General features: G+C 62.8%; 19 protein-coding genes. 6 read left to right on the forward strand and 13 right to left on the reverse strand.

The window, feature by feature from the left end; all coding sequences use genetic code 11:
• Nucleotides 1-11: 11 nt before the first annotated feature.
• The 10 genes from AB3X95_RS27325 to ribA form a co-directional block, all read right to left on the reverse strand.
• A complete protein-coding gene (locus tag AB3X95_RS27325; RefSeq protein WP_368623032.1) occupies nt 12-1,190 on the reverse strand; it encodes a DUF445 domain-containing protein in 1,179 nt (392 codons plus the stop codon).
• A gap of 140 nt (nt 1,191-1,330) precedes the next feature.
• Nucleotides 1,331-2,182 carry a poly(3-hydroxyalkanoate) depolymerase gene (phaZ, locus tag AB3X95_RS27330; RefSeq protein WP_176123070.1) on the reverse strand — a complete coding sequence of 284 codons (852 nt, stop codon included), beginning with the start codon at nt 2,180-2,182 and terminating at the stop codon, nt 1,331-1,333.
• A 77-nt stretch (nt 2,183-2,259) separates the two neighbouring features.
• Nucleotides 2,260-2,682: a TIGR01841 family phasin gene (gene phaP, locus AB3X95_RS27335; RefSeq protein WP_368623033.1), complete on the reverse strand. Its 423-nt coding sequence runs from the start codon at nt 2,680-2,682 to the stop codon at nt 2,260-2,262.
• Nucleotides 2,683-2,747: 65 nt separating this feature from the next.
• Nucleotides 2,748-4,454 (reverse strand): alpha/beta fold hydrolase, encoded by a 1,707-nt coding sequence (locus tag AB3X95_RS27340; RefSeq protein ID WP_368623034.1) that lies wholly within the window; start codon nt 4,452-4,454, stop codon nt 2,748-2,750.
• Between the two features lie 46 nt (nt 4,455-4,500).
• Nucleotides 4,501-4,965: a MaoC family dehydratase gene (locus tag AB3X95_RS27345; protein ID WP_176123073.1), complete on the reverse strand. Its 465-nt coding sequence runs from the start codon at nt 4,963-4,965 to the stop codon at nt 4,501-4,503.
• A 36-nt stretch (nt 4,966-5,001) separates the two neighbouring features.
• Entirely contained in the window at nt 5,002-6,645 is a 1,644-nt protein-coding gene (locus AB3X95_RS27350; protein WP_368623035.1) for a fatty acid--CoA ligase, read from the reverse strand.
• A 264-nt stretch (nt 6,646-6,909) separates the two neighbouring features.
• Nucleotides 6,910-7,137 (reverse strand): hypothetical protein, encoded by a 228-nt coding sequence (locus AB3X95_RS27355; protein WP_176123075.1) that lies wholly within the window; start codon nt 7,135-7,137, stop codon nt 6,910-6,912.
• 891 nt (nt 7,138-8,028) lie between these two features.
• The gene (locus AB3X95_RS27360; protein ID WP_368623036.1) at nt 8,029-8,409 is read right to left on the reverse strand and encodes a helix-turn-helix transcriptional regulator; all 381 of its coding nucleotides are present in this window, start codon (nt 8,407-8,409) and stop codon (nt 8,029-8,031) included.
• Nucleotides 8,410-8,761: 352 nt separating this feature from the next.
• Nucleotides 8,762-10,036: a tyrosine-type recombinase/integrase gene (locus AB3X95_RS27365; RefSeq protein ID WP_008918469.1), complete on the reverse strand. Its 1,275-nt coding sequence runs from the start codon at nt 10,034-10,036 to the stop codon at nt 8,762-8,764.
• Nucleotides 10,037-10,256: 220 nt separating this feature from the next.
• Complete coding sequence (ribA, locus tag AB3X95_RS27370; RefSeq protein WP_368623037.1) at nt 10,257-10,907, reverse strand: GTP cyclohydrolase II; 651 nt, start codon at nt 10,905-10,907, stop codon at nt 10,257-10,259.
• 314 nt (nt 10,908-11,221) lie between these two features.
• Between ribA and AB3X95_RS27375 the strand changes: the two genes are divergently transcribed.
• Nucleotides 11,222-11,674, forward strand: a complete 453-nt coding sequence (locus tag AB3X95_RS27375; protein WP_176123078.1) for a CBS domain-containing protein — start codon at nt 11,222-11,224, stop codon at nt 11,672-11,674.
• A gap of 277 nt (nt 11,675-11,951) precedes the next feature.
• Here the strand turns inward: AB3X95_RS27375 and AB3X95_RS27380 are convergent, their stop codons facing one another.
• Together AB3X95_RS27380 and AB3X95_RS27385 are read right to left on the reverse strand one after the other, a co-directional pair.
• A complete protein-coding gene (locus AB3X95_RS27380) occupies nt 11,952-12,299 on the reverse strand; it encodes a DUF4148 domain-containing protein (protein ID WP_176123079.1) in 348 nt (115 codons plus the stop codon).
• A 219-nt stretch (nt 12,300-12,518) separates the two neighbouring features.
• Nucleotides 12,519-13,148, reverse strand: a complete 630-nt coding sequence (locus tag AB3X95_RS27385) for a DNA-3-methyladenine glycosylase (RefSeq protein ID WP_368623038.1) — start codon at nt 13,146-13,148, stop codon at nt 12,519-12,521.
• Nucleotides 13,149-13,472: 324 nt separating this feature from the next.
• Between AB3X95_RS27385 and AB3X95_RS27390 the strand changes: the two genes are divergently transcribed.
• Both AB3X95_RS27390 and AB3X95_RS27395 read left to right on the forward strand, forming a co-directional pair.
• Nucleotides 13,473-13,832 carry a BON domain-containing protein gene (locus tag AB3X95_RS27390; RefSeq protein ID WP_176123081.1) on the forward strand — a complete coding sequence of 120 codons (360 nt, stop codon included), beginning with the start codon at nt 13,473-13,475 and terminating at the stop codon, nt 13,830-13,832.
• Nucleotides 13,833-14,129: 297 nt separating this feature from the next.
• Nucleotides 14,130-15,212: a calcium:proton antiporter gene (locus tag AB3X95_RS27395; RefSeq protein ID WP_176123082.1), complete on the forward strand. Its 1,083-nt coding sequence runs from the start codon at nt 14,130-14,132 to the stop codon at nt 15,210-15,212.
• Between the two features lie 36 nt (nt 15,213-15,248).
• Here AB3X95_RS27395 and AB3X95_RS27400 read toward each other — a convergent pair whose 3' ends face one another.
• Nucleotides 15,249-16,142 (reverse strand): LysR substrate-binding domain-containing protein, encoded by an 894-nt coding sequence (locus AB3X95_RS27400; RefSeq protein WP_176105771.1) that lies wholly within the window; start codon nt 16,140-16,142, stop codon nt 15,249-15,251.
• A gap of 492 nt (nt 16,143-16,634) precedes the next feature.
• Here AB3X95_RS27400 and AB3X95_RS27405 point away from each other — a divergent pair, with 492 nt between their 5' ends.
• From AB3X95_RS27405 to AB3X95_RS27415, 3 genes are read left to right on the forward strand one after another with little or no spacing between them, the layout of a single operon-like run.
• Complete coding sequence (locus AB3X95_RS27405; protein ID WP_368623039.1) at nt 16,635-17,729, forward strand: PotD/PotF family extracellular solute-binding protein; 1,095 nt, start codon at nt 16,635-16,637, stop codon at nt 17,727-17,729.
• A gap of 5 nt (nt 17,730-17,734) precedes the next feature.
• Nucleotides 17,735-18,718 (forward strand): ABC transporter permease, encoded by a 984-nt coding sequence (locus AB3X95_RS27410; RefSeq protein WP_176368859.1) that lies wholly within the window; start codon nt 17,735-17,737, stop codon nt 18,716-18,718.
• Nucleotides 18,715-19,608, forward strand: coding sequence for an ABC transporter permease (locus AB3X95_RS27415; RefSeq protein WP_368623040.1), 894 nt, complete (start codon nt 18,715-18,717; stop codon nt 19,606-19,608). Before AB3X95_RS27410 ends, AB3X95_RS27415 begins: the two co-directional genes overlap by 4 nt.
• Nucleotides 19,609-19,619 lie beyond the last annotated feature (11 nt).

A 19,619-nucleotide genomic window follows, 5' to 3' on the forward strand; every position in this document is an offset into this window, starting at 1 on the left:
CGTGCGGCGCGTCACGTCACAATGACGAGCGCGAGCCCATGCAGGAACACGCCGACCATCCCGCCCACCAGCGTGCCGTTGATCCGCACATATTGCAGATCGCGGCCGATCTCCGCCTCGATCTTGCTGCTGACCTCCTGCGCGTTCCAGCCCTTCACGACGTCGGTGATCAGCGCCGAGAGTCGATGGCGATAGCGCACCACCAGCTCGCGCGCCAGTTCCAGCCACCACGCGTTGAGCTTGTGCTGGATCGCGCTCTCCTCGCTCACGCTCTTGCCGAGCGTTGCGAGCACGCCTGCCAGCGCGCCGCGCACGATGGAATCGTCACGTTCGACATCGGCGATCACGCGCGCGCGCACGTGATCCAGCAAGCGCTGTGCATAGGCCTCGTTTCTGAAATGGCGGAGACAGTCGCGCATCAGCGACCGGCCAAAACGCCGGTACACGGGCGAACGCTGTAACTGGACGATCAGGTCCTGCACCGCTTCGTCGAACTGGTGTCGAAGCTCGTGCTCCGGGCTCGCCGCCACTTCATGCAGCAGCGCGACGATGCCCTCGACGAACTTCCTCACGATATACGCGTCGAGCGGCGCGGGCGTGTAGCGCGACGCTTCGCTGAACTTGGCCTTGATGAGGTCCACGTTGGCTGCGAGCCATTGCTCCAGTCCTGCCAGCCCCCGGTCCAGCAGCGGCTGGTGACGATTGCCTTCGGTCAGGACCTCGAGGACCTCGCCGATGGCGCGGGAAACGTCGAGCGTGCGCAGTTGCGGCGTGGCCACGCGCTCGAAGAATTGCTCGACCTGTGTGTCGTCGATGCCGTTCAGCAGGCGCGGCAGCGAGTCAGCCACCACGTCGCCGACGGCGCGGCTGTTGCGCGGCTCGGCGAGCCACACGGCCAGCGCCTGCGCGGCGTTATGACCGCTCAGGCGGCCTATGATGAGCTCGGGCGCAAGGAAATTGGCCTCGACGAACTTGCCGAGGCTCTCCGCAATGCGCTGCTGGTTTTGTGGAATGATCGCGCTATGCGGAACCGGCAGGCCGAACGGCCGCCGGAACAGCGCGACCACCGCATACCAGTCGGCGATGGCACCCACCGTGCCGGCTTCAGCGAATGCCCTGAGCCAGGGAAGCCCGGCCAGCCACGGATATTTCGCCTGCAGGAAAACGCATGCGAGCAGCACCGCGAACACGACCGCGAGCAGACCTGTCGCGGTGCGCTGCATGCGTTTGAGACGCAGCGTCTTGCGCTCTACCAGTGCCTGGTCAGCCGCATTCAGCGGGCTTTCTTCGCCGTCGGTCATCGCGCTGACTTGTTCGCTGACTGACTCGTTCACGCCAGTTCCTCGCGCAGGAAACGGCGCACCACAGGCGCGACTTCCTTCGCACGCGCGATCAGGAACAGATGGCCGTCGTCGATCACGTAGAGCGTCGAGTTGCGGATGCGGGCCGCGAGGATTTTCGCGTTGGTCAGCGGCACGATGGGGTCGTCGTTGCCGTGCATCACGAGCGTGGGCTGACGCAGCGCACCGAGCCACGGCAGGCTGGTCCAGCCGGACGCGGCCAGCAGCTGATAGAGGTAGCCTCGGCCGCGCGGCGGATGGATATGGCGGCTATGCTCCTCCAGCAACCTGGGATCGCGCCGGTAAGCACCGCCATAAATCTCGGCGCCCACCTCCTTCATATAGCTGCGGTCGGTGTAGCGGCGCGGTCCGATCATCTTCGCGAGCACCGAGAGCCGCGCCGGCACCATGACGACGCCCGGCGACGTCGCCGCAAGAATGAGCCTGCGGCAACGCGTGGGGTAGAGACGCGCGAACTGCTGCGCGAGCGCCCCGCCCCACGAAACCCCGAGCACATCGACCGGACCGTCGTAGCCAAGCCGCGTCAGGAGCTTGTCCGCGAGCACGGAAAGCGTCGAGAAGCGGTACGGCACGAGCGGCACGGGCGATCCACCGACACCGGGCACGTCAAAGATGACGACGCCCACGTCCTCCAGCGCCTCGACGAACGGCTCCACCAGCTCGAGATTCGCGCCGATGCCGTTGAAGAGGAGCAGCGGCGGGGAAGCGTCGCTTCCGTGACGGACGCCCACGCGCAGGACCTGACCGTCAATGTCGACGGTCTGGATCTGCATGCTGGCCGGGCCACCGCTCGAATCGGGACTGCAAGCCTCTGCTCTCATCTGCTCGACCTCTTGCACGGGTGTGTCGCTGCGGGACGCGTCATTGGAAACGTCGGCGTTTGCATCGCCGTACCCTCTTACTTCTTCGGCTGCAGGAGCGCCTTCAGCTCCTCGACGTGCTCGGCCACACGCTTCGTCACGACCGCGATGCTGTCCGACTGCGCACGGTAAGCCGTATCCGCGAGTTCCTGCATGTCGACGAGCGCCTTATGCAGCGCCTGCTGCACGACTTCGCCGGCATTCGCACCCGGCGCCGCGCCTTGCGCGCCCAGCTTCGCCACGAGCGACTGCAGCTCGGTCATGGTCGTGCGCAGGATCTCGGCCTGCTTCAGACCAAGCGACTGCACGCCCGCGAGCGCCGCGTTGTTGGCCTGGGCCAGCGCCTCGATGTCCTTGCGGCGCGATTCGAGAATAGCGGCCACATCGACACCCGGCAGCTTGAACTGGCCGAGAACCTTCGTGTATTCGGCGAAAAGATGAGTCGGATTGGTAGATTCCATAACTAAAGCTCCATTAGTACTGCGTTGAAAAAACAATGCACAGCGTAAGAACGACGGGTCGTATATCAGGCCTCGGTCACGTACGTTCCCGGTGCGTCGGCGAGCGCAGCGTGACGCTCGTTGCCAAGCGATGCCGGCGCGCTGCGGCGCTCGCCCGAGCGGCTGGCCAGCCACTCGCGCCAGTTGCCCCACCACGAGTCCTTTTCGGGCGTGGCGCTTGCGAGCCACGCATCCGCATCCGCAGGCAGTTCCGGGTTCATGAAGTACTTCGCCTTCGGATTGCCCGGCGGGTTGATCAGGCTCTGGATATGACCGCTCGAGCTGAGCACGAAGCGTGTCTTGCCGCCGAACGTCCGCGCCGTGTTGTAAACACCCTTCCACGGCGTGATGTGATCCGTCATGCCCGCCACCACGTAGGTGTCGCACGTGACCTCGGAGAGATCGATCGGCGTATCGAGCACCGTAAGCGCGTGGCGCTTGCTGAACAGGTTGCCCGTGAAAATGTCGAGCAGCTGGCCGTGAAAGCGCGCGGGCAAGCGGGTCGTATCGTTGTTCCAGTAGAGGATGTCGAACGCGGGCGGCGCCTTGCCCAGCAGGTAATTGTTGACCCAGTAATTCCACACCAGATCGTTGGGCCGCATCCACGCGAACACGCGCCCCATCTCCTCGCCCGCGAGCACGCCGCGCGCAAGGCTGTTCTGCTTGGCCGCCGCAATCGCTTCGGGCGTGCAGAAAAGGCCAAGCTGCGAATCGGCGGTGCTGTCCAGCACGGCGACCATCAGCGTGGTGGCGTTGACCGTCTTTTCGCCGCGGCTCGCGAGATGGCCGAGCAGCGCCGAGATCGTCATCGCGCCGGAACATGCGCCGTGCAGGTTCACGTCTTCGCTGCCGGTGATGTCGCGCACCGCCTCGATGGCCTCCAGCAGCGCCGAGACATACGTATCCATGTCCCAGTGGCTCTGGGCCGCCGTGGGATTGCGCCAGCTCACCGCGAACACCTGGAACTCGTTCTTCACGAGGTAGTCGACCATGCTCTTGCCTTCGGAGAGGTCGAACACGTAGAACTTGTTGATCTGCGGCGGCACGATCAATTGCGGACGGCCATAGACCTGCTCCGTGGCCGGCTTGTACTGAATCAGCTCCAGCACTTCGTTGCGAAACACCACCGCGCCCGGCGAAGTGCCGAGGTTCTTGCCCACCTCGAAGGCGCTCTTGTCCACCTGAGCGGGCATGCCCTGATTCTTCAGCATGTCGAACATGGCGTTCTTCAGGCCACCAATCAGGCTCGCGCCGCCCGAATCGACGACCTTCTTGAGCGCCGCCGGGTTGCCGAGCAGCGTGTTCGTGGGCGAAAGCGCATCGGTGAAGAGCGACATCACGAATTGCGCGCGCTCCTTGCTCTTCGGGTCCAGTGCCGATCGGTCGACAAAACCGCTCAGGGCGTCGCGCCATACCAGATAGCCCTGCAGCGCCATGCGATACCACGTGTTGTCCTGCCACGCGGGGTCGGCGAAACGTTTGTCGCCTGCGGGCGGCATGCTTTTCGCATTGCCGCCCAGCACGGCCAGCAGATTACGCACGAGCGCCGCTTCCTGTTCGACCAGCAGCGCGGGCTGCCGCACGGCCTGGGCGCCGATCTGCTGCGCCGTGGCCAGGATATCGCACGGCCGCAGCCCGACAAACGGATTGGGGCCGAGCATGCCTTCCGTTGCCGACGCCGAGATATCGTCGATCTGTTCGTTATGCGAATTGTCTTTCGGGATTGCAGCCATTTTCCTGCTCCTTATCCGACGCATTGTGCGTCCTTGAACGCCCGAACTACGCCACGAGCATCGCGAGGGTCTCGGCGACCAGCGCGGGCTTGTCTTCGCCTTCGATCTGCAGTTCGTTCATCGTCTTGACGATGATGCGCCCGCCGCTCTTCTTCTCCACCGACACCAGGCTCACCCGGTTGCGCACCCGGGCGCCCGCCTTCACCGGCGTCATGAAGCGCACCTTGTCCAGCCCATAGTTCAGGCCCGCCGACGCGTCTTCCGGAATCAGGCCGATCTCCATGGCGAGCGCGGCCAGCAGCGAAAGCGTCAGATAGCCGTGCGCGATCGTGCCGCCAAACGGACTCTCGCGTCTGGCGCGCTCGACGTCCACGTGAATCCATTGCCGGTCGCCCGTGCAGTGTGCAAATGCGTCAATGCGTGCCTGATCGACGACGACCCAATCCGATGCGCCCAACTCGCGGCCCACGAATTCGTCGATCGTGGCGATGCTGTATCCCTTGATGCTCATGGTGAATATTCCTCTTTTAACCTTCTCAATGACCGATCAGGCGAACTGCTCGCGCAGCCACTTCTTGTCGATCTTCCCGACGCTCGTCTTCTTCAGTGCATCGACGAACTTGACGATCTGCGGCACGGCGTACTTCGAGATCCGGCCCGACGTGGCGAACGTCATAACGTGCTGCTTGATGTCGTTCTCGCTGGCTTTGGCGCCGGGCTTGAGCACGACGAGCGCCACGGGACGCTCGCCCCACTTCTCGTCCTTGATGCCGATGACCGCCACTTCGGCCGCGGCTGCATGCAGCGAAATCAGGCTTTCGATCTCGAGCGAGGACACCCACTCGCCGCCCGACTTGATCACGTCCTTGATGCGGTCGGTAATCTGCAGATTGCCGGTCGGATCGATATTGGCGATGTCCTGCGTATGCAGATAGCCGCCCGCCCAGAGCTGCTGCGAGGCCTCGGGATTCTTCAGGTATCCCTGCGTGAGCCAGGGGGTGCGCACGACGATCTCGCCACTGGCCTTGCCGTCGCGCGGGAGGTCGTTCATCTCCTCGTCGACGATGCGCAGATCGACGAGCGGAACGGAGAAGCCCGTCTTGCAGCGCAGGCGCACCTGCTCGTCGAGATCGACCGCCTCGCTGCCCATCGGCAGTTGTGCGAGGCTCAGCACGGGGCCCGTCTCGGACATGCCGTAGCCGGCGAAGATGTCGATGCCGCGTTCGAGCGCGCTGCGCGCAAGGCCCTGCGGCAAGGCTCCGCCGCCAATCACGATCTTCCACTTGCTTAAGTCGACCGACTCGGACTCGGCGTTGTTGAGCAGCATGTGCAAAATCGTGCTCACGCAGTGCGAGAACGTGACGCCTTCGTCGCGCACCAGGTGCAGCAGGCGGTCCGGCATGTAGCGGCCTGGATAAACCTGCTTCACGCCCATGACCGTCGCGATATAGGGCATGCCCCACGCGTGCACATGGAACATCGGCGTGAGCGGCATGTACACGTCGCCGCGATGGAAGCGCTGACCGGACACGGGACTCGCCAGCGCCGCCATCAGCGTGAGCGTATGCAGCACGAGTTGACGATGCGAAAAGTAGACGCCTTTCGGCAGGCCGGTCGTGCCCGTCGTGTAGAACGTCGTGGCGCGGGTGTTCTCGTCGAAATCGGGAAAGTCGTAGTGCGCTTCGCTCTGCGCCAGCATCGCTTCGTATTCCGCCACGAAGTCGATCGAATGTGCGGCGGCCACACTGTCCGGCTCGTCGATATAGACGAAGGTGTGCACGTTCTTGAGCTTGTCCTTGATCGATTCGACGACCGGCAGAAAGTCGGTGTGCACGAGCAGCACCTCGGCGCCGGCATGGTCGATCGTATACGCGATTTCATCGGGGGAAAGACGCACATTGACCGTCTGCAGCACGGCGCCCATCATCGGCACGGCGAAGTAGCACTCCAGATAGCGATGGCTGTCCCAGTCCATCACAGCGACCGTGGTGCCATGCTGCACCCCTAGCCCCTTCAGGCCGCTGGCGAGGCGCGCGATGCGCTCACGAAGCGTCGAATAGGTCATCCGCAGCTGCCCGCGGTAGACGATCTCCTGGTCCAGCGCCTGAACGCATGGCGTATGCAGCAGTTGCTTGATCAACAGCGGATAGGCATGGGCCGAAGTCGCCGCTTTCTGCACGTCGTCCTGCATCAATCTCTCCTTGAGTCTGGTAGTGGATGGCGGGCTGGCACAGATTTGTCGTACTACTTGGTGGACAGTGACATCCCGAATGACGTCATCTTCGGCTCAGACAAGGGGGCGGAACATCCCCTGAACGGGGGGAGCGAGGGGGTGAGGCGAGGAAAGAAAGGGGCGGACGAGGGCACCCCATGGGGGACGCGCGCGCAGACGTGCCGCTGTGCGTGGCGGCACCCGCGAGGATTTCAACGGGATTCAGGGATTCGGAAGACGTTCTCAGTCGAGTGGGCGCTTCCGCGTGCCCGACTCTGCTCGCTGGACGAGATCCGTCAGGAGCCACTTCGCGACCAGTTCCGGTCGGTCCATCCCGACCGAAGCGAATTTGACCTCGCCTTCGTAATAGACAATGACTGACCCGGTCATCACCCGATACGTGCCGCTGTGCCTTGCGCCGTCGACAATGGCTTCTACGGAATTCAGGGATTCGTAAGCTTGTGGGCTCATGCTGGGAGTTCGATGCAAAAAAACTTAACGCAGCCAACCGGCGCAATTTCGTCAATGATCGGTAAACCAATGCAGTTGTAGGAGCCGCAATGCCCCCAGGACCAAGTTGCCAAAAGGCCCGACTCACTGGTTCGTTCTTCGGAGAATCTAGGGTAGCGTCGTCCCGAGCGAATAATCGTCCCACGGGAGCCATAACGCGCTGCTAACATCCAAGTGTTTTGCGTATACCAGTGCGTATACCATCATTATCTAAATCAATTTTCTCGTTACGTTTCAGTCGCTTATTGCTTTAATTCGAGTCCTCTCCTGCACCACAAGTTGTTCCGGCGTAAGCCGGTAGTTCGAGAAACCCCGTAAGGTCTTACGGGGGTTTTTTGTTATTCACGGCTCCGTTGGGTTCCGCTGATTCCGGATGAAGATGCAACACGAACACATCGTGCCGCTACCAAGGCAAGCGGTTGCGTTGTTGAACGAACTTGAGACGCTCACGGGCCGCGGCGACTATGTCTTTCCCTCGCCCGCACCGCAGAAACGCCGCATTTGCACCGTGACGCTTTGAGCAAGGCGCTGCGAGAAATGGGCTTTCAGGGAAAGCACGCGGCGCACGGATTCCGCGATATGCTTCGCACGGTGGGAAGGAACGCTTGGGCAAGACATCGACATTCTGGAGGCGCAACTTGCGCACGCAAAACGCGGGGATGTTCAGAAGGCTTATGACAGGACAACGTTCGACGAAGATCGTTGCCGTGTTATGCAGGAGTGGGCTGATTACATTGACCGGATTTGCGATCTAACGGCCTAGTTCGTCGCTGCTTGGATTGCCGATTCCTTCTCCGCTTATCTACTGCTGGGTCGCCCCAATTGGTCATCCCCACAATGGATCTCCAGAACTCAAAGCACTCTCGCGGGCGTCCGAATGGCCGCGTCACTTGTCGCCGCAGTTCTCGCCACGGAGTCCAAACCGTCTTTATTTCGGCCGCTCACGTCTCGAGGGATTTGCCGCTTCTTAGCGCCTGAATTCTCTGGCGGCAGTAGCTTGGCGATCGGGCGTGCGTCAGCCCAGTTCTGAACCTCATGTGCGAGCCATCCCACCCTCCGGCCGGAAAGCAATCGTGGTTCGGGGAACGTTTTCTCGCGTACCAGTTGCTGTACGGTCGTCGGTGACAGAGAGAGTGCCTCTGCCACTTCTTTTAGAGAGAGACAGATCTTCATTGCGACTTTGCCTTCGTCTGTTACCGTTGGTTCCGGACTGCACTGAGGCGTCGTCAACATGAACGAACGGAGGATTGATCTGCGAGCGATTCATCGTTACGGTTGAGCACGTACATCGGAATTTAATTGGCGGCACTAATTGTGGCAAATGCCCTCAGAGAAAGAAAATTCTGTTTGCCAGCGCAGCCACCAAGCGATTCGCTTCCCGAAAGTTCCGCAGAGAGCCGCTTGCTAGACGACGCTGAGCCGGAAACTTCTCAATGCCTGCTGCTTAGCGTTGATCCTTCTCATTTGAAGTTCGATGGAGATTGGATCCGGCCGGTGTAACGGGAAGTGGAATGCTTCACGCGATGCCCCGCTGATATCTGATCTCGCCCCACTGCCGAACACCCGCGCAATGGTTACATGCGTGCTACTTCTTTGGGGGATATGCCGCCGCAATCGCTTCCAGGCGATGTGACAGTTGCCCCAGCCATTCGCGACGCTCGCTGTCGTAGGTATGGCGGTTATAGACGCCGATGATGCCAGGCTGAACATGCCCGAGGACTGCCTCGGCAATTTCGTTTGGGCATCCAAGGGTCGCAAGCAGCGTCCGGGTTGTGCGTCGAAGATCATGAGCTGACCAATGCGTGACGGGTAAACGAGGCCGATCATGGTTCGGAGCAATCTTGCAGTACGGCTGATGGTAGTAGACGCCGTGCTGGACCACGGTCTGATCCATCGCCACCCCACGCGAGGAAGGAAATAGGACCGTTCCCTTGGCCTGATCGAGGCGTCGCCGCACGATTACTTCGGCGCGGCCTATGAGCGGCACGCGCAGATCCGTTGCTTTCTCGTTATGTAGCACTTTGGTCTTTTGCTTGGGGATCGTCCACCAAAGACCGTCGCCTTCGTCTGCGATCTCCGTGCTCTCCATACTGACGATCTCGCCTCCCCGCGTGCCTGTCCAGAGGTAGAGCGTCAACGCATCAGCGACAGTCAGACTGAAATTCGGCAACCACCGAATCAATGTGCCGAGCTCGTCTACCGATAGCACCCTTTTCTGTGTCCCGGTGTATTTGCCTTCAATCTTGCGCCCTTTGCTCTTCAGTTGCCCTCGTAGAACTTCCTTCCACCAATTCGCGGTGTTTTCAGGAAGACGACCGGCATCTAGCGCGTAACGCCAGGCATTACCGAGCTCCATGCGAAGGCGTGCAGCGAGAACAGGCGTCGAACGATATGACTCCAGGAAATCGAAAGCTTGGGCGCGCGTGACAGCAATTGCCCGCGTATCCGCAACCGGCCCTAACATCGCCCTGAATATACGTGCGACCTCGGTCGCGCCCTTTGCCTTTCGATTGAGCTCTACATATCCCTGCAGATAGTCGCGGCACAACTGTCTAACGGTGTAATCACCTGGCGATGGGCGATTGGCCTCATTTTCCTGCTTTCGACGCAGCGCGGAGAGTTCCGCACCGGAGTCCCTCTCGATACGGCTCTTCTCCCACGCAGCGATAGCTGCGGCAAACGACATTGCCGGCCATTCACCAAGCTTCACTTGCCGCATGCGGCTGTCGATTGGCGACTTGTAGCGGTACGTCCACGATTTGCGGCTCGCCGAAGCTTGGAGTCTTAGTCCTGGAAACCCCTCAAAGGTCATGTGCTCGCCACTGGGCAGCTTAGCTGCGACACGTGCATCAAAGCGCATACTTCCCTCGGCGTAGGTTTTTCTGAGAGAAGCATACTCGGCGTAGGTTTGCAGCACAATGCAGCAAAAGCCTACGCCAAAGTAGCGAGTTTAGTCGCACACAGAAAAGCGTTGACGTGCCAATTGAGCTAGCTATTCCGATTTTTTTTCTTTTTTATTCAGATACTTGAAGCATCCATTGGCTCACTACGGACGAAACCGGACAGGTCTCGACTTGCTTCTATTCGTTCTCGTCGAAGTAATGCCCGAACTTCAGCTGCTTCGTGCGGATATAGCGCTCGTTTTCCTCGCGCATCGGAATCGCGAGCGCGACGCGCTCGCACACCGGAATGCCGTGCTTCGACAGCGTGTCGAACTTCTCGGGATTGTTGCTCATCAGCCGCACCGACGTGACCTTCAGCGTGCGCAGGATGCCCGCGGCCGAATCGTATTCGCGTGAATCGTCGGGCAAGCCGAGATCGAGGTTGGCTTCGACGGTATCGCGCCCCTGCTCCTGCAACGCATACGCGCGGATCTTGTTCGACAGGCCGATGCCGCGTCCTTCGTGGCCGCGCAGATACAGCAGCACGCCGCAACCCTCAGCCGCGATATAGCGCAGCGCGAGGTCTAGCTGCTCGCCGCAGTCGCAGCGATAGGAGCCGAGCACGTCGCCCGTCAGACATTCCGAATGCAGGCGCGTCAACACGGACGACTGGTTGGCGACATCGCCCATTACGAGCGCGAGATGTTCGGCGCCGCTTTCGAGCACGCGAAACACATAGGAAGTGAACGTGCCATAGCGCGTGGGTAGCGTGGCGGTGGCGTCGAGAACGACGCATTCGCCGGTGACGGCGCTGTCCGCTGCGGGCGATGAATCCTGAGACGTGAGCATGGCGTTAAGCAATGGTGCAGGCATGAACCCGGCGAGCCGGGGATAAGGTGTGGACTGCGAGTTTACCGCTAATCCGCATGCCGCACCCGGATGCCCCTTCACGAGCACGGAACGCAGCCCCCCGCGACAACGGCTGGCGCCCCACGACGGGACCGGCAAGTCCGTGCGAATCTGGCCGATCCAGCGCGCATCGTCCGGCGTGCCAGAGGTATTCCCGGTGTACCGCGGGCGAACCTCGCGCCTATACTGGAATCGCCTGTCCCTCACGACAGCGCGCCACTTCGGCGTGCTGCATTGCGAAACGGAGCCGCTCCATGTCAAGCGTTGCACAGCTTCTCAAAACGAAACCGAACCCCTCCAACGTCTACACGATTGGCGCCGACGACTCCGTCTATGAGGCGATCCGGTTGATGGCCGAGAAGGGTATCGGCGCGCTGGTGGTGACCGACGGCGACAGCATCGCCGGCATCATCACGGAGCGCGACTATGCTCGCAAGGTGGTGCTGATGGACCGGTCGTCGAAGGCGACGCCGGTACGCGACATCATGACAAAGGCGGTGCGCTTCGTTCGCCCCGACCAGACGACCGAAGAGTGCATGGCGCTGATGACCGAGCGGCGCATGCGTCACCTGCCTGTCATCGAGAACGACCGGCTGATCGGCATGGTGTCGATTGGGGACCTCGTGAAGGACATCATCGCGGAACAGCAGTTCACCATCCAGCAACTCGAGTTCTATATTCACGGCGAACGACTCCACGGCGAATGACGCTGAAGCACGAGCTTCGCCGAGCGATCGCCCGGCCGTTCATCCGCTCGGGACCGGCCATAAAAAAAAGCCCAAACCCTCGAAGAGCCTGGGCCAAGCCACCTTGCGGCAGCGGAGGTTCCTTCGGAAAGAGGAACGCAACGCGCGCACCCGTAACATGCTCGCGGCTCATGGGTGCGGCGCGCTCGATTGAAAACAGTACCTGGTTCGAAACGCTGTGCGCCCGCGAAAGCGGCGCACAGCGTGGTGCTGCGTGCGTGGTTACCGGTTAGGGAAATTAGTTGCCGAAATACACGCTCTTCGGGCCGCTCGTCGGCTGCGGCTGGGTCGGGCGACCCGCTTGCGTCGCTCCGCTCATCGGCGCGCCGTAACCGCTGGTATTAGCGGTCGGCTGGGTTTGCGCGACGGCTGGATTTTGCGCTTGCACGCGCTGTTCGGCGGCCTGGATGTCGGCCGGATATTCCGCGTCGTTCGAGGTCGACGGGTTATAGCCCGCGCGCTCCAGTTGGATCAGTTCGTTGCGAACCTGGGCGCGGGTGACCGGCTGCTGGCTCGATTGCGCGAACGATACGATCGGCGCGGCGGCAATGGCTGCAATGGCAACTGCCTTGATCAGCGATTTCATGATGACTTCCCTCCAATGTGGTTTTATCTGCATCGCCGACACCGTGGTGTGCAGCGAACAAGTTCAGTCTAGTCACCGCATGAACAAGGGAAAACCCTTAATTGTGAGATATAAAATTGTGCTTATCGCAACAATGTCGGGGAATATCGTGGAATCGATTCGCCTCGCATGATGTACCGGGCAACAATTGTCCGGAACATTCCGGGCGCGGCCGAAATGTCATGCGCCCGAATGCGGAATCGTCAGTAGTTTGCGGGGACCGCTGACGAACGCGCTGCCCGGCTCGAAAAACCGCAGCGGCCGGTGCATCTCGCGCGACAGGCCAATGCGCGTCGTCACGCCGACCGGTGCGTCGCCGGTTTCGATCACGCCGATCCATAGCCCGCGTCCCGCACACAGATCGTGGCCGTCGAACGCCTGGCCGATGCCGAATGCCACTGTCAGCCGGCCGGGTCCGCGGGCGAGATCGCGCAGCGGCACGCCGGGACGGCGCGCTTCCATCAGCGCAAGTCCTTCGAGCGGTTCAATCGCCCGCAGCAGGATGCCGGCGCCGACCTCCTCCGCTTCGGACGACATATTCAGCATGTACGACACGCCGTAGGTCAGCCGCACGTAAGCATGACCGCGCGCGAGAAACATCGAACCGTTGTACGGTCGACGTCCGATAAACGCGTGGCTCGTCGAATCGCCGAGCGGATACGCTTCGGTCTCGACGATGCGGCCGCTCAAGCGTCCTTCGGGCAGATCGTGCACGAGATATTTGCCGACCATGAAGCGTGCGAGTTCGACGGTGTCGACCGGCAGATCGTCGCGGCGTAATGGTCGGACCGGAAGAGCTTCGTTTCGCATGGGCTGGATGTCCTTAAGTCGATGCTGAAATCCCACGTCATAGACCGGTTGCAATCGGCAAATTCGTTGTACCGACGCCTCATTTTCTGTGCCGGCAAGTCAACATGGCACTAATTGCTGTATCGTGTGCTTCCGGCCGGTCACACGGCCGTTTGCATGTTTCGGCGCGCACTTCGCGGCTCGCGGAAACATCCGTGTCGGCTGAAAGTGTTCGCATGGCTGCTGTAGCTGTTTCATTCGCATTGAATCCCGCTGTACCCGCTGGTGTAAAAAAAATCGACCCCATCCGGGGGATCGACGTTCTACGACAACAGGAGATGGTTAATGAAAGCATTCTCGGCAATCAAGGTGATCGGCGGCGCGCTGGTCGTTCTCGCTTCCCTCAACGCGTACGCGCAAAGCAGCGATGCGGCCGCGACCGAAGCGCCGGCCGCAGCGGCACCGACCACCAAGGAAGCTAAACAGGCTAATCGCGCTCTGCAGAAGAAGGTCCGCGCGAAGCTCGCACGTACGAAGGGCCTGACCGTCGGCAACATCACCGTGCGCGCACGCAACGGCGCAGTCACGCTGGAAGGCTCGGTGCCGGAGCAGGCTCAGATCGAAATCGCGACGAACGCCGCTCAAGGCGTGGAAGGCGTGACGTCGGTGAAGAGCGCACTGTCGATCCGCGCAATTGGCCAGTAAGCCGGTCAACCAGCCGAAGAAGTTGCGGTAAAAGCAGCAAGCTGGCGTCGACGGCGGAACGCTCCGTCGCGACGCCAATTTCCCCTCCATACATCGCTCGACACGATTGCCCCCGGTGCAGCCCTCGCACCGCCCGACGCGACGATTTCCCCGCGCCTTCGAAACCGCGATATGTTGAACGGACGACTCCGTGCAGCGCGGGTTTATTGTGACAACTTTTCCCTTATAATTTAAAAGCTTAAGGTCGATCCTTAAGATATAACTTCAAGTTCATACACGCACCGAAAGGAAGGCCGCATGACTTCGCCGGCGACCGTCTTGCCCCGTTGGACCCTCGTCGCGCCAGTCATTAGCTGGATCGTGCTCGGTGCCGCCTATGCGATGCCGGGCAATGCGCTGCTGCTCGCGCTGGTCGGCGTGTCGCTGTGCGCGGCCGTGTTTGCCGCCGTCCATCATGCCGAAGTGGTCGCGCATCGCGTCGGCGAGCCGTTTGGCACGCTGGTGCTCGCGGTCGCCGTCACCGTGATCGAAGTGGCGCTGATCGTCTCGGTGATGCTGACGTCCGGTCCTGAGAAAGCCGGCCTCGCGCGCGATACGGTATTCGCGGCCGTGATGATCGTCTGCAACGGGCTCGTCGGGCTATGTCTGCTGGCGGGCGGCATCCGCCATCTGGAACAGGACTTCCAGAGCCGCGGCGCGGCGGCCGCGCTGGCGGTGCTCGCATCGCTGTCGGTGCTGACGCTCGTGATGCCGAACTTCACGACCACCAGCCCCGGGCCGGTCCTGTCGCCGCCGCAGCTTGCGTTTGCCGGTGTGTCGTCGCTGGTGCTGTACTGCGTGTTCGTGTTCGTGCAGACGGTGCGCCATCGCGACTACTTCCTCGCCGGCGTGCCCGACGAAGACGTCCATGCCGAGCCGCCGGGCGCGCGCCTCGCAGCCATCAGCGGCGTGCTGCTGCTGGTGAGTCTCGTCGCGGTCGTGCTGCTCGCGAAAGTGCTGTCGCCCGTGGTCGAATCCGCGGTGCTCGGCGCGGGCGCGCCGCCGGCGGTGGTCGGCATCGTGATTGCGTCGCTGGTGCTATTGCCGGAAGGACTCGCGGCGCTGCGCGCAGCGCGCGCCGATCGTCTGCAGACCAGCCTGAATCTCGCGCTCGGCTCGGCGCTGGCGAGTATCGGCCTGACCATTCCCACCGTCGCCGGTGTGTTCCTGTATATCGGTCAGCCCATCGTTCTCGGCATCAACGGCAAGGACATGGTGCTGCTCGCGCTGACCCTGGTGGTCGCCACGCTGACGCTCAGCACCGGCCGCACGACGATTCTGCAAGGCGCCGTGCATCTATCGCTGTTCGCGGCTTATCTGTTTTTGTCGTTCGCGCCTTGATCCGATGTCCTATCCGACGCTGGGGCGGACGGTGACTCACTCTTCCCAGTGCTCGACCATCCAGTCGCGGAACAGATTCAGCTTCTGCTGTTGCGCGACCGATTCCGGATACACGAAGTAATAGCGCCAGCCGGTCTTCAGCACGGTGTCGAACGGCCGGATCAGGCGCCGCGCCGCGACGTCCTCGTCGATCAGCGCGAGGTCGCTGATCGCGACGCCGAAGCCCTGCGCGGCGGCATTGGTCGCCATGTCGAGCGTATCGAAGCTCGGGCCGAGCTCCGCGTCGATCGTGGCAGCGCCCGTCGCATCGGTCTCCGCGACTTTCGCGAGCCACATCTTCCAGTCGCGGTGATCGCGCGTCGGATGCAGCAGCGTGTGCCGCGCGAGATCGGCCACCTGCGCGAGCGGCTTGTCCTTCAGCAACTCGGGCGTGCAGACCGGCGTCAGACGCTCCTCGAACAGCGACACCGCCTGCACGTCCGCACCGGGCGACGAACCGTAGATGATCGCCGCGTCGAACGGCTCGCTCTGGAAATCGACGTCGTGCTGCCAAGTGGTCGTGATCTGCACGTGCAGATCGGGATATTCGGACTGGAAGCGCATGATCTTCGGCAGCATCCAGCGCATCACGCAGGTCGGCACCTTCAGCGCGAGATCGGTGCGCTGTCGCGTCAGGCGCAGCGACATTTCCTCGATCCGCGCGAAGCTCTCCTTGACCGTCGGCAGCAGCATTTCGCCCTCGGCGGTCAGCGTCAGCCCCTTGGCGTGACGCTTGAACAGCGGAAACTTGTAGTACTCCTCGAGCGCGATGATCTGCCGGCTGACCGCGCCTTGCGTCAGGCACAGATGGTCGGCGGCACGCGTGAAGCTGCGATGCCGCGCGACAGTTTCGAAAATCTGCAGCGCGTTGAGCGGCGGTAGGCGTCGCATCGGATGTCGTCCTGGATCAGAAAAAATCATTGCGCGGCTGCGGCAGCGCCCGTCGCCGCCCTGCCCGTTATGCCCAAAGCATACGCGATCGGCGGCGCGCGCACGAGCCGGCGCCCGAGCGAACCCGCATGCGTTCAGCTCATGGCGCGCGAAAAATGCGCGTTCCGCCCGATGTCGCACCGCCGTGGTGCGAAAGACCTGCCGCACCCGCACCAGAACCGAGCTTTCCTCATACCTCGATGCACCTCGTATTCAGCGGTCAGAGATGGACGTTAACCCGCATGCACCGTCGCCCGTAGTCTCCTGTCGCGTCGCTGAACCGCGCGCCGCCGCGCTCGCGCACCGCGAGCCATGAGCGCAGGTCATGCCGCCCATGCGCATATTTCGATTGTTGCGTGATTTTGGCAAACCTACAGTGCCTCCACGCACGGTTCATCCGGCAGCGGTCATAGCGATTCATGGGCAACGGGCGTTCATCACAGGAGAACCGTCATGCAGCAGATCAAACGCGGTAGAAGGCAGGTCATCAAGACGATCGGTACGGCGCTCGCGGCATCCGCTCTGCCGATGCCGTTCCTCAATCTGCGCGCACAGGAGCACAACTTCAGCGGCAAGACGCTGCGCATCCTGACATGGTCCGACGATACCGGCACGGCCGCGCTGCGCAACATCGCCGCGACCTTCACCGCGAAGACCGGCGCGAAGGTGATCGCCGATCGCGCCGACGGCACCTCCGGCATGGTCGCGAAAGTCAAGGCGGCGGGCGAGCGCCCGACCTACGACGTGATCACGCTCGCCGGCGTCGGCGCGGCCGGCCTCGCCGACGCGAACCTGCTGATGAAGCCCGAGCTCGACCGCCTGCCGAACCTGAAAGACGTCGCGCCGCAGTACCGCACCGGCGCGAACGGCTTCGGCGTCGGCTATCTGCTGTGGTCCGACGGCCTCATCTACAACACCGCGACGGTCAAGACGCCGCCTTCGTCTTACGAGGCACTGTGGGACCCGAAATACGGCGGTCGCGTATTCCTGCCGCCGCCCGAGTGGGCCGAAGCGGTCGACCTCGCGATCATCGCCGCGAAGATGAACGGCGGCTCGCAGCAGAACATCGAGCCCGGCTTCAGGAAGCTCGCGCAACTGAAAGACCATGTGATGACGCTTGGCGAGAACCCGAACCAGGTGGCCGACCTGTTCCGCACCGGCTCGCTCGACATCGGCGGGATCTACTCGCCGGCGTTTTTTCCGGACCAGATCCGCAAGCCCGAGTACAAGATGGGCGTCACCTACGGCATGAAGGAAGGCTTCGCGACGCAGCTGATGTTCACGGTGATCCCGAAAGCGCATCCGGGCGACAGCGACCTGATCCACGCGTTCATCAATCATTCGCTCGACGCCGGCGTGCAAGGCCGCATGGCCGCCGACGTGCTGAACGGCCCGGTCAATATGAAAGCGATGATTCCGGCCGAGAGCCGCGCGTTCGTGCCGAGCCCGCAGCAGATCGCCGAGAAAGCCGTGCTGCATGACGACAAGGCGCTCGCCGTCGTGCAGCCGGCGTGGATCAAGCGCTACACCGAAATCTTCTCGGCGTAACCACGATGCTCGCGCGCTTCCCGCGGCGTGCCGCGATGATGCCGGACGAAGCGGCGCCGGGTCCGACGCCCAGCGGCGCTGCCTGCGCGTCCGTAGTCGTCGAGACTGCCTTGACCGCCCCCGCTGGCGGCGCGACGACGCTCGCGAAAGCCCGGCCGTGGCTGCTGCTCGCGCCGATCCTGGTGTTTCTGGCGATCCTCGGCGCGGCCGCGCTGGTCGTGCTGCGCATGAGCTTCGGCACGTCAGGCAACGAATGGCGCAGCTTCACGCTGCAGAACTACGCGGACCTGCTCGACGGCTACTTCCTGAAGTCGTTGTGGCTGACGCTGCGGCTCGCGTTCCAGAGCATGCTGTGCGCGGTCGTGCTCGCGATTCCGGTTGCGCTCGCGACGGCGCGCACGACCTCGCGGCTCGCGCGCCGGCTGCTGCTCGCGGGTGTGCTGCTGCCGCTGCTGGTCAATCTGCTGCTGCAAGGCTATGGCTGGCTGGTGATCCTCGGCCCGGCGGGCCTGCTCAATCACGCGTTGCTCGCGAGCGGGCTCGTCGAGCGTCCGGTCATGTGGCTGTATCGCGAGCATGGCGTACTGCTGGGGCTGATCCAGACCGCGTTTCCGCTCGCCGTTCTGCCGCTGTCCAGCGCGATGCGTGCGGTGTCGATCTCGTACGAGGAAGCCGCCGCGACGCTCGGCGCAACGCGTTGGCAAACGCTGCGCCACGTGCTGTTGCCGCTCGCGATGCCGGGCCTCGTGTCGGGTGCGCTGCTGGTTTTCGCGTATAACGCGAGCGCGTTCGCGGTGCCGCTGCTGCTCGGCGGCCGGCGCGTGCCGATGCTCGCCGTGCTCGTGCACGATCAGGTCGCGCCGCTGTTGAACTGGCCGGCGGCCTCCGCTTCGGGCGTCGTGCTGATGGTCGCGACGCTCGCCGTGATGGCGCTCTCGCAACGGCTCGTGCGCCGCACCCAACGTCTGACCGGGGAGCCTCACGCATGAGCACGCCGCTGCCAGCTTCGCGCCTGCCGCGCACCGAACCTCGTTCGCCGCGCTTCCCGCGCCTGCCCGATACGATGCCCGGGCAGCTCCGCCGCGCAACCGCGCTCGTGGCCGGCATCGTGCTGTTTCTCGCCGCGCTGCCGATCCTCACGATGATCGCGATGTCGTTCAGCGCGGCCGACACGCTCGAATTCCCGCCGCACGCGTACAGCCTGCACTGGTATCGCGCGGCGTGGCACAGCTTCGTGTCGCCGGACGCGACCGATACGCTGTCGATGGGCGCCGCGCTGACCACGAGCCTCATCGTCGCGCTATCGACGATGCTGATCGCGACGCTCGTCTCCGTGCCCGCCGCGTATGCACTGTCGCGCTACCGTTTTCGCGGCAAGCCGGCGGTCGAGCAGCTGGTCGCGCTGCCGCTCGTCTATCCGCTCGTGATGCTCGGCCTGTCGCTGCTGCTGGTGTTCAACGTGCTGCCGGTCGAGCTGGGCGTCGGCCGGCTGATCATCGCGCATGTGATCCTGGCGCTGCCGTTCACGGTGAAGAACTGCGCGGCGTCGGTCGCATCGATCGGCCCCGAGTTCGAGGAAGCCGCGCTCGTGATGGGCGCGAACCCCAGCCGCGCGCTCGTCGACGTGGTGCTGCCGCTGATGCGCCCCGGCATTCTCGCCGGCATGCTGTTCGCGTTCATCGTGTCGTTCAACGAGTTCACGGTTACGTTCTTCCTGTATAGCATCGACACGATGACGCTACCCGTGTGGCTCTATAGCCGCACGGTGTCGTCGCTCGATCCGACCGTGTTCTGTTTCGCGGTGGTCATCGTCGCGATCGACTTCGCGCTGATCTGGCTGCTGGAAAAGCTGATCGGCGACGAAGGCGTCGCGCTGTGAACCCGCCACCC

It is taken from the genome of Paraburkholderia sp. BR13444 (genome assembly GCF_040948755.1).
GTDB lineage: Bacteria > Pseudomonadota > Gammaproteobacteria > Burkholderiales > Burkholderiaceae > Paraburkholderia > Paraburkholderia youngii.

Coding starts and splice junctions, on each gene's coding strand:
- AB3X95_RS27410 (WP_176368859.1), top strand. CDS start 17,735: ATGCTCGCGCGCTTCCCGCGGCGTGCCGCGATGATGCCGGACGAAGCG.
- AB3X95_RS27380 (WP_176123079.1), bottom strand. CDS start 12,299: ATGAAATCGCTGATCAAGGCAGTTGCCATTGCAGCCATTGCCGCCGCG.
- AB3X95_RS27345 (WP_176123073.1), bottom strand. CDS start 4,965: ATGAGCATCAAGGGATACAGCATCGCCACGATCGACGAATTCGTGGGC.
- AB3X95_RS27405 (WP_368623039.1), top strand. CDS start 16,635: ATGCAGCAGATCAAACGCGGTAGAAGGCAGGTCATCAAGACGATCGGT.
- AB3X95_RS27395 (WP_176123082.1), top strand. CDS start 14,130: ATGACTTCGCCGGCGACCGTCTTGCCCCGTTGGACCCTCGTCGCGCCA.
- phaZ (WP_176123070.1), bottom strand. CDS start 2,182: ATGAGAGCAGAGGCTTGCAGTCCCGATTCGAGCGGTGGCCCGGCCAGC.
- AB3X95_RS27350 (WP_368623035.1), bottom strand. CDS start 6,645: ATGCAGGACGACGTGCAGAAAGCGGCGACTTCGGCCCATGCCTATCCG.
- phaP (WP_368623033.1), bottom strand. CDS start 2,682: ATGGAATCTACCAATCCGACTCATCTTTTCGCCGAATACACGAAGGTT.
- AB3X95_RS27400 (WP_176105771.1), bottom strand. CDS start 16,142: ATGCGACGCCTACCGCCGCTCAACGCGCTGCAGATTTTCGAAACTGTC.
- AB3X95_RS27360 (WP_368623036.1), bottom strand. CDS start 8,409: ATGTTGACGACGCCTCAGTGCAGTCCGGAACCAACGGTAACAGACGAA.
- AB3X95_RS27375 (WP_176123078.1), top strand. CDS start 11,222: ATGTCAAGCGTTGCACAGCTTCTCAAAACGAAACCGAACCCCTCCAAC.
- AB3X95_RS27365 (WP_008918469.1), bottom strand. CDS start 10,036: ATGCGCTTTGATGCACGTGTCGCAGCTAAGCTGCCCAGTGGCGAGCAC.
- AB3X95_RS27415 (WP_368623040.1), top strand. CDS start 18,715: ATGAGCACGCCGCTGCCAGCTTCGCGCCTGCCGCGCACCGAACCTCGT.
- ribA (WP_368623037.1), bottom strand. CDS start 10,907: ATGCTCACGTCTCAGGATTCATCGCCCGCAGCGGACAGCGCCGTCACC.
- AB3X95_RS27355 (WP_176123075.1), bottom strand. CDS start 7,137: ATGAGCCCACAAGCTTACGAATCCCTGAATTCCGTAGAAGCCATTGTC.
- AB3X95_RS27385 (WP_368623038.1), bottom strand. CDS start 13,148: ATGCGAAACGAAGCTCTTCCGGTCCGACCATTACGCCGCGACGATCTG.
- AB3X95_RS27390 (WP_176123081.1), top strand. CDS start 13,473: ATGAAAGCATTCTCGGCAATCAAGGTGATCGGCGGCGCGCTGGTCGTT.
- AB3X95_RS27340 (WP_368623034.1), bottom strand. CDS start 4,454: ATGGCTGCAATCCCGAAAGACAATTCGCATAACGAACAGATCGACGAT.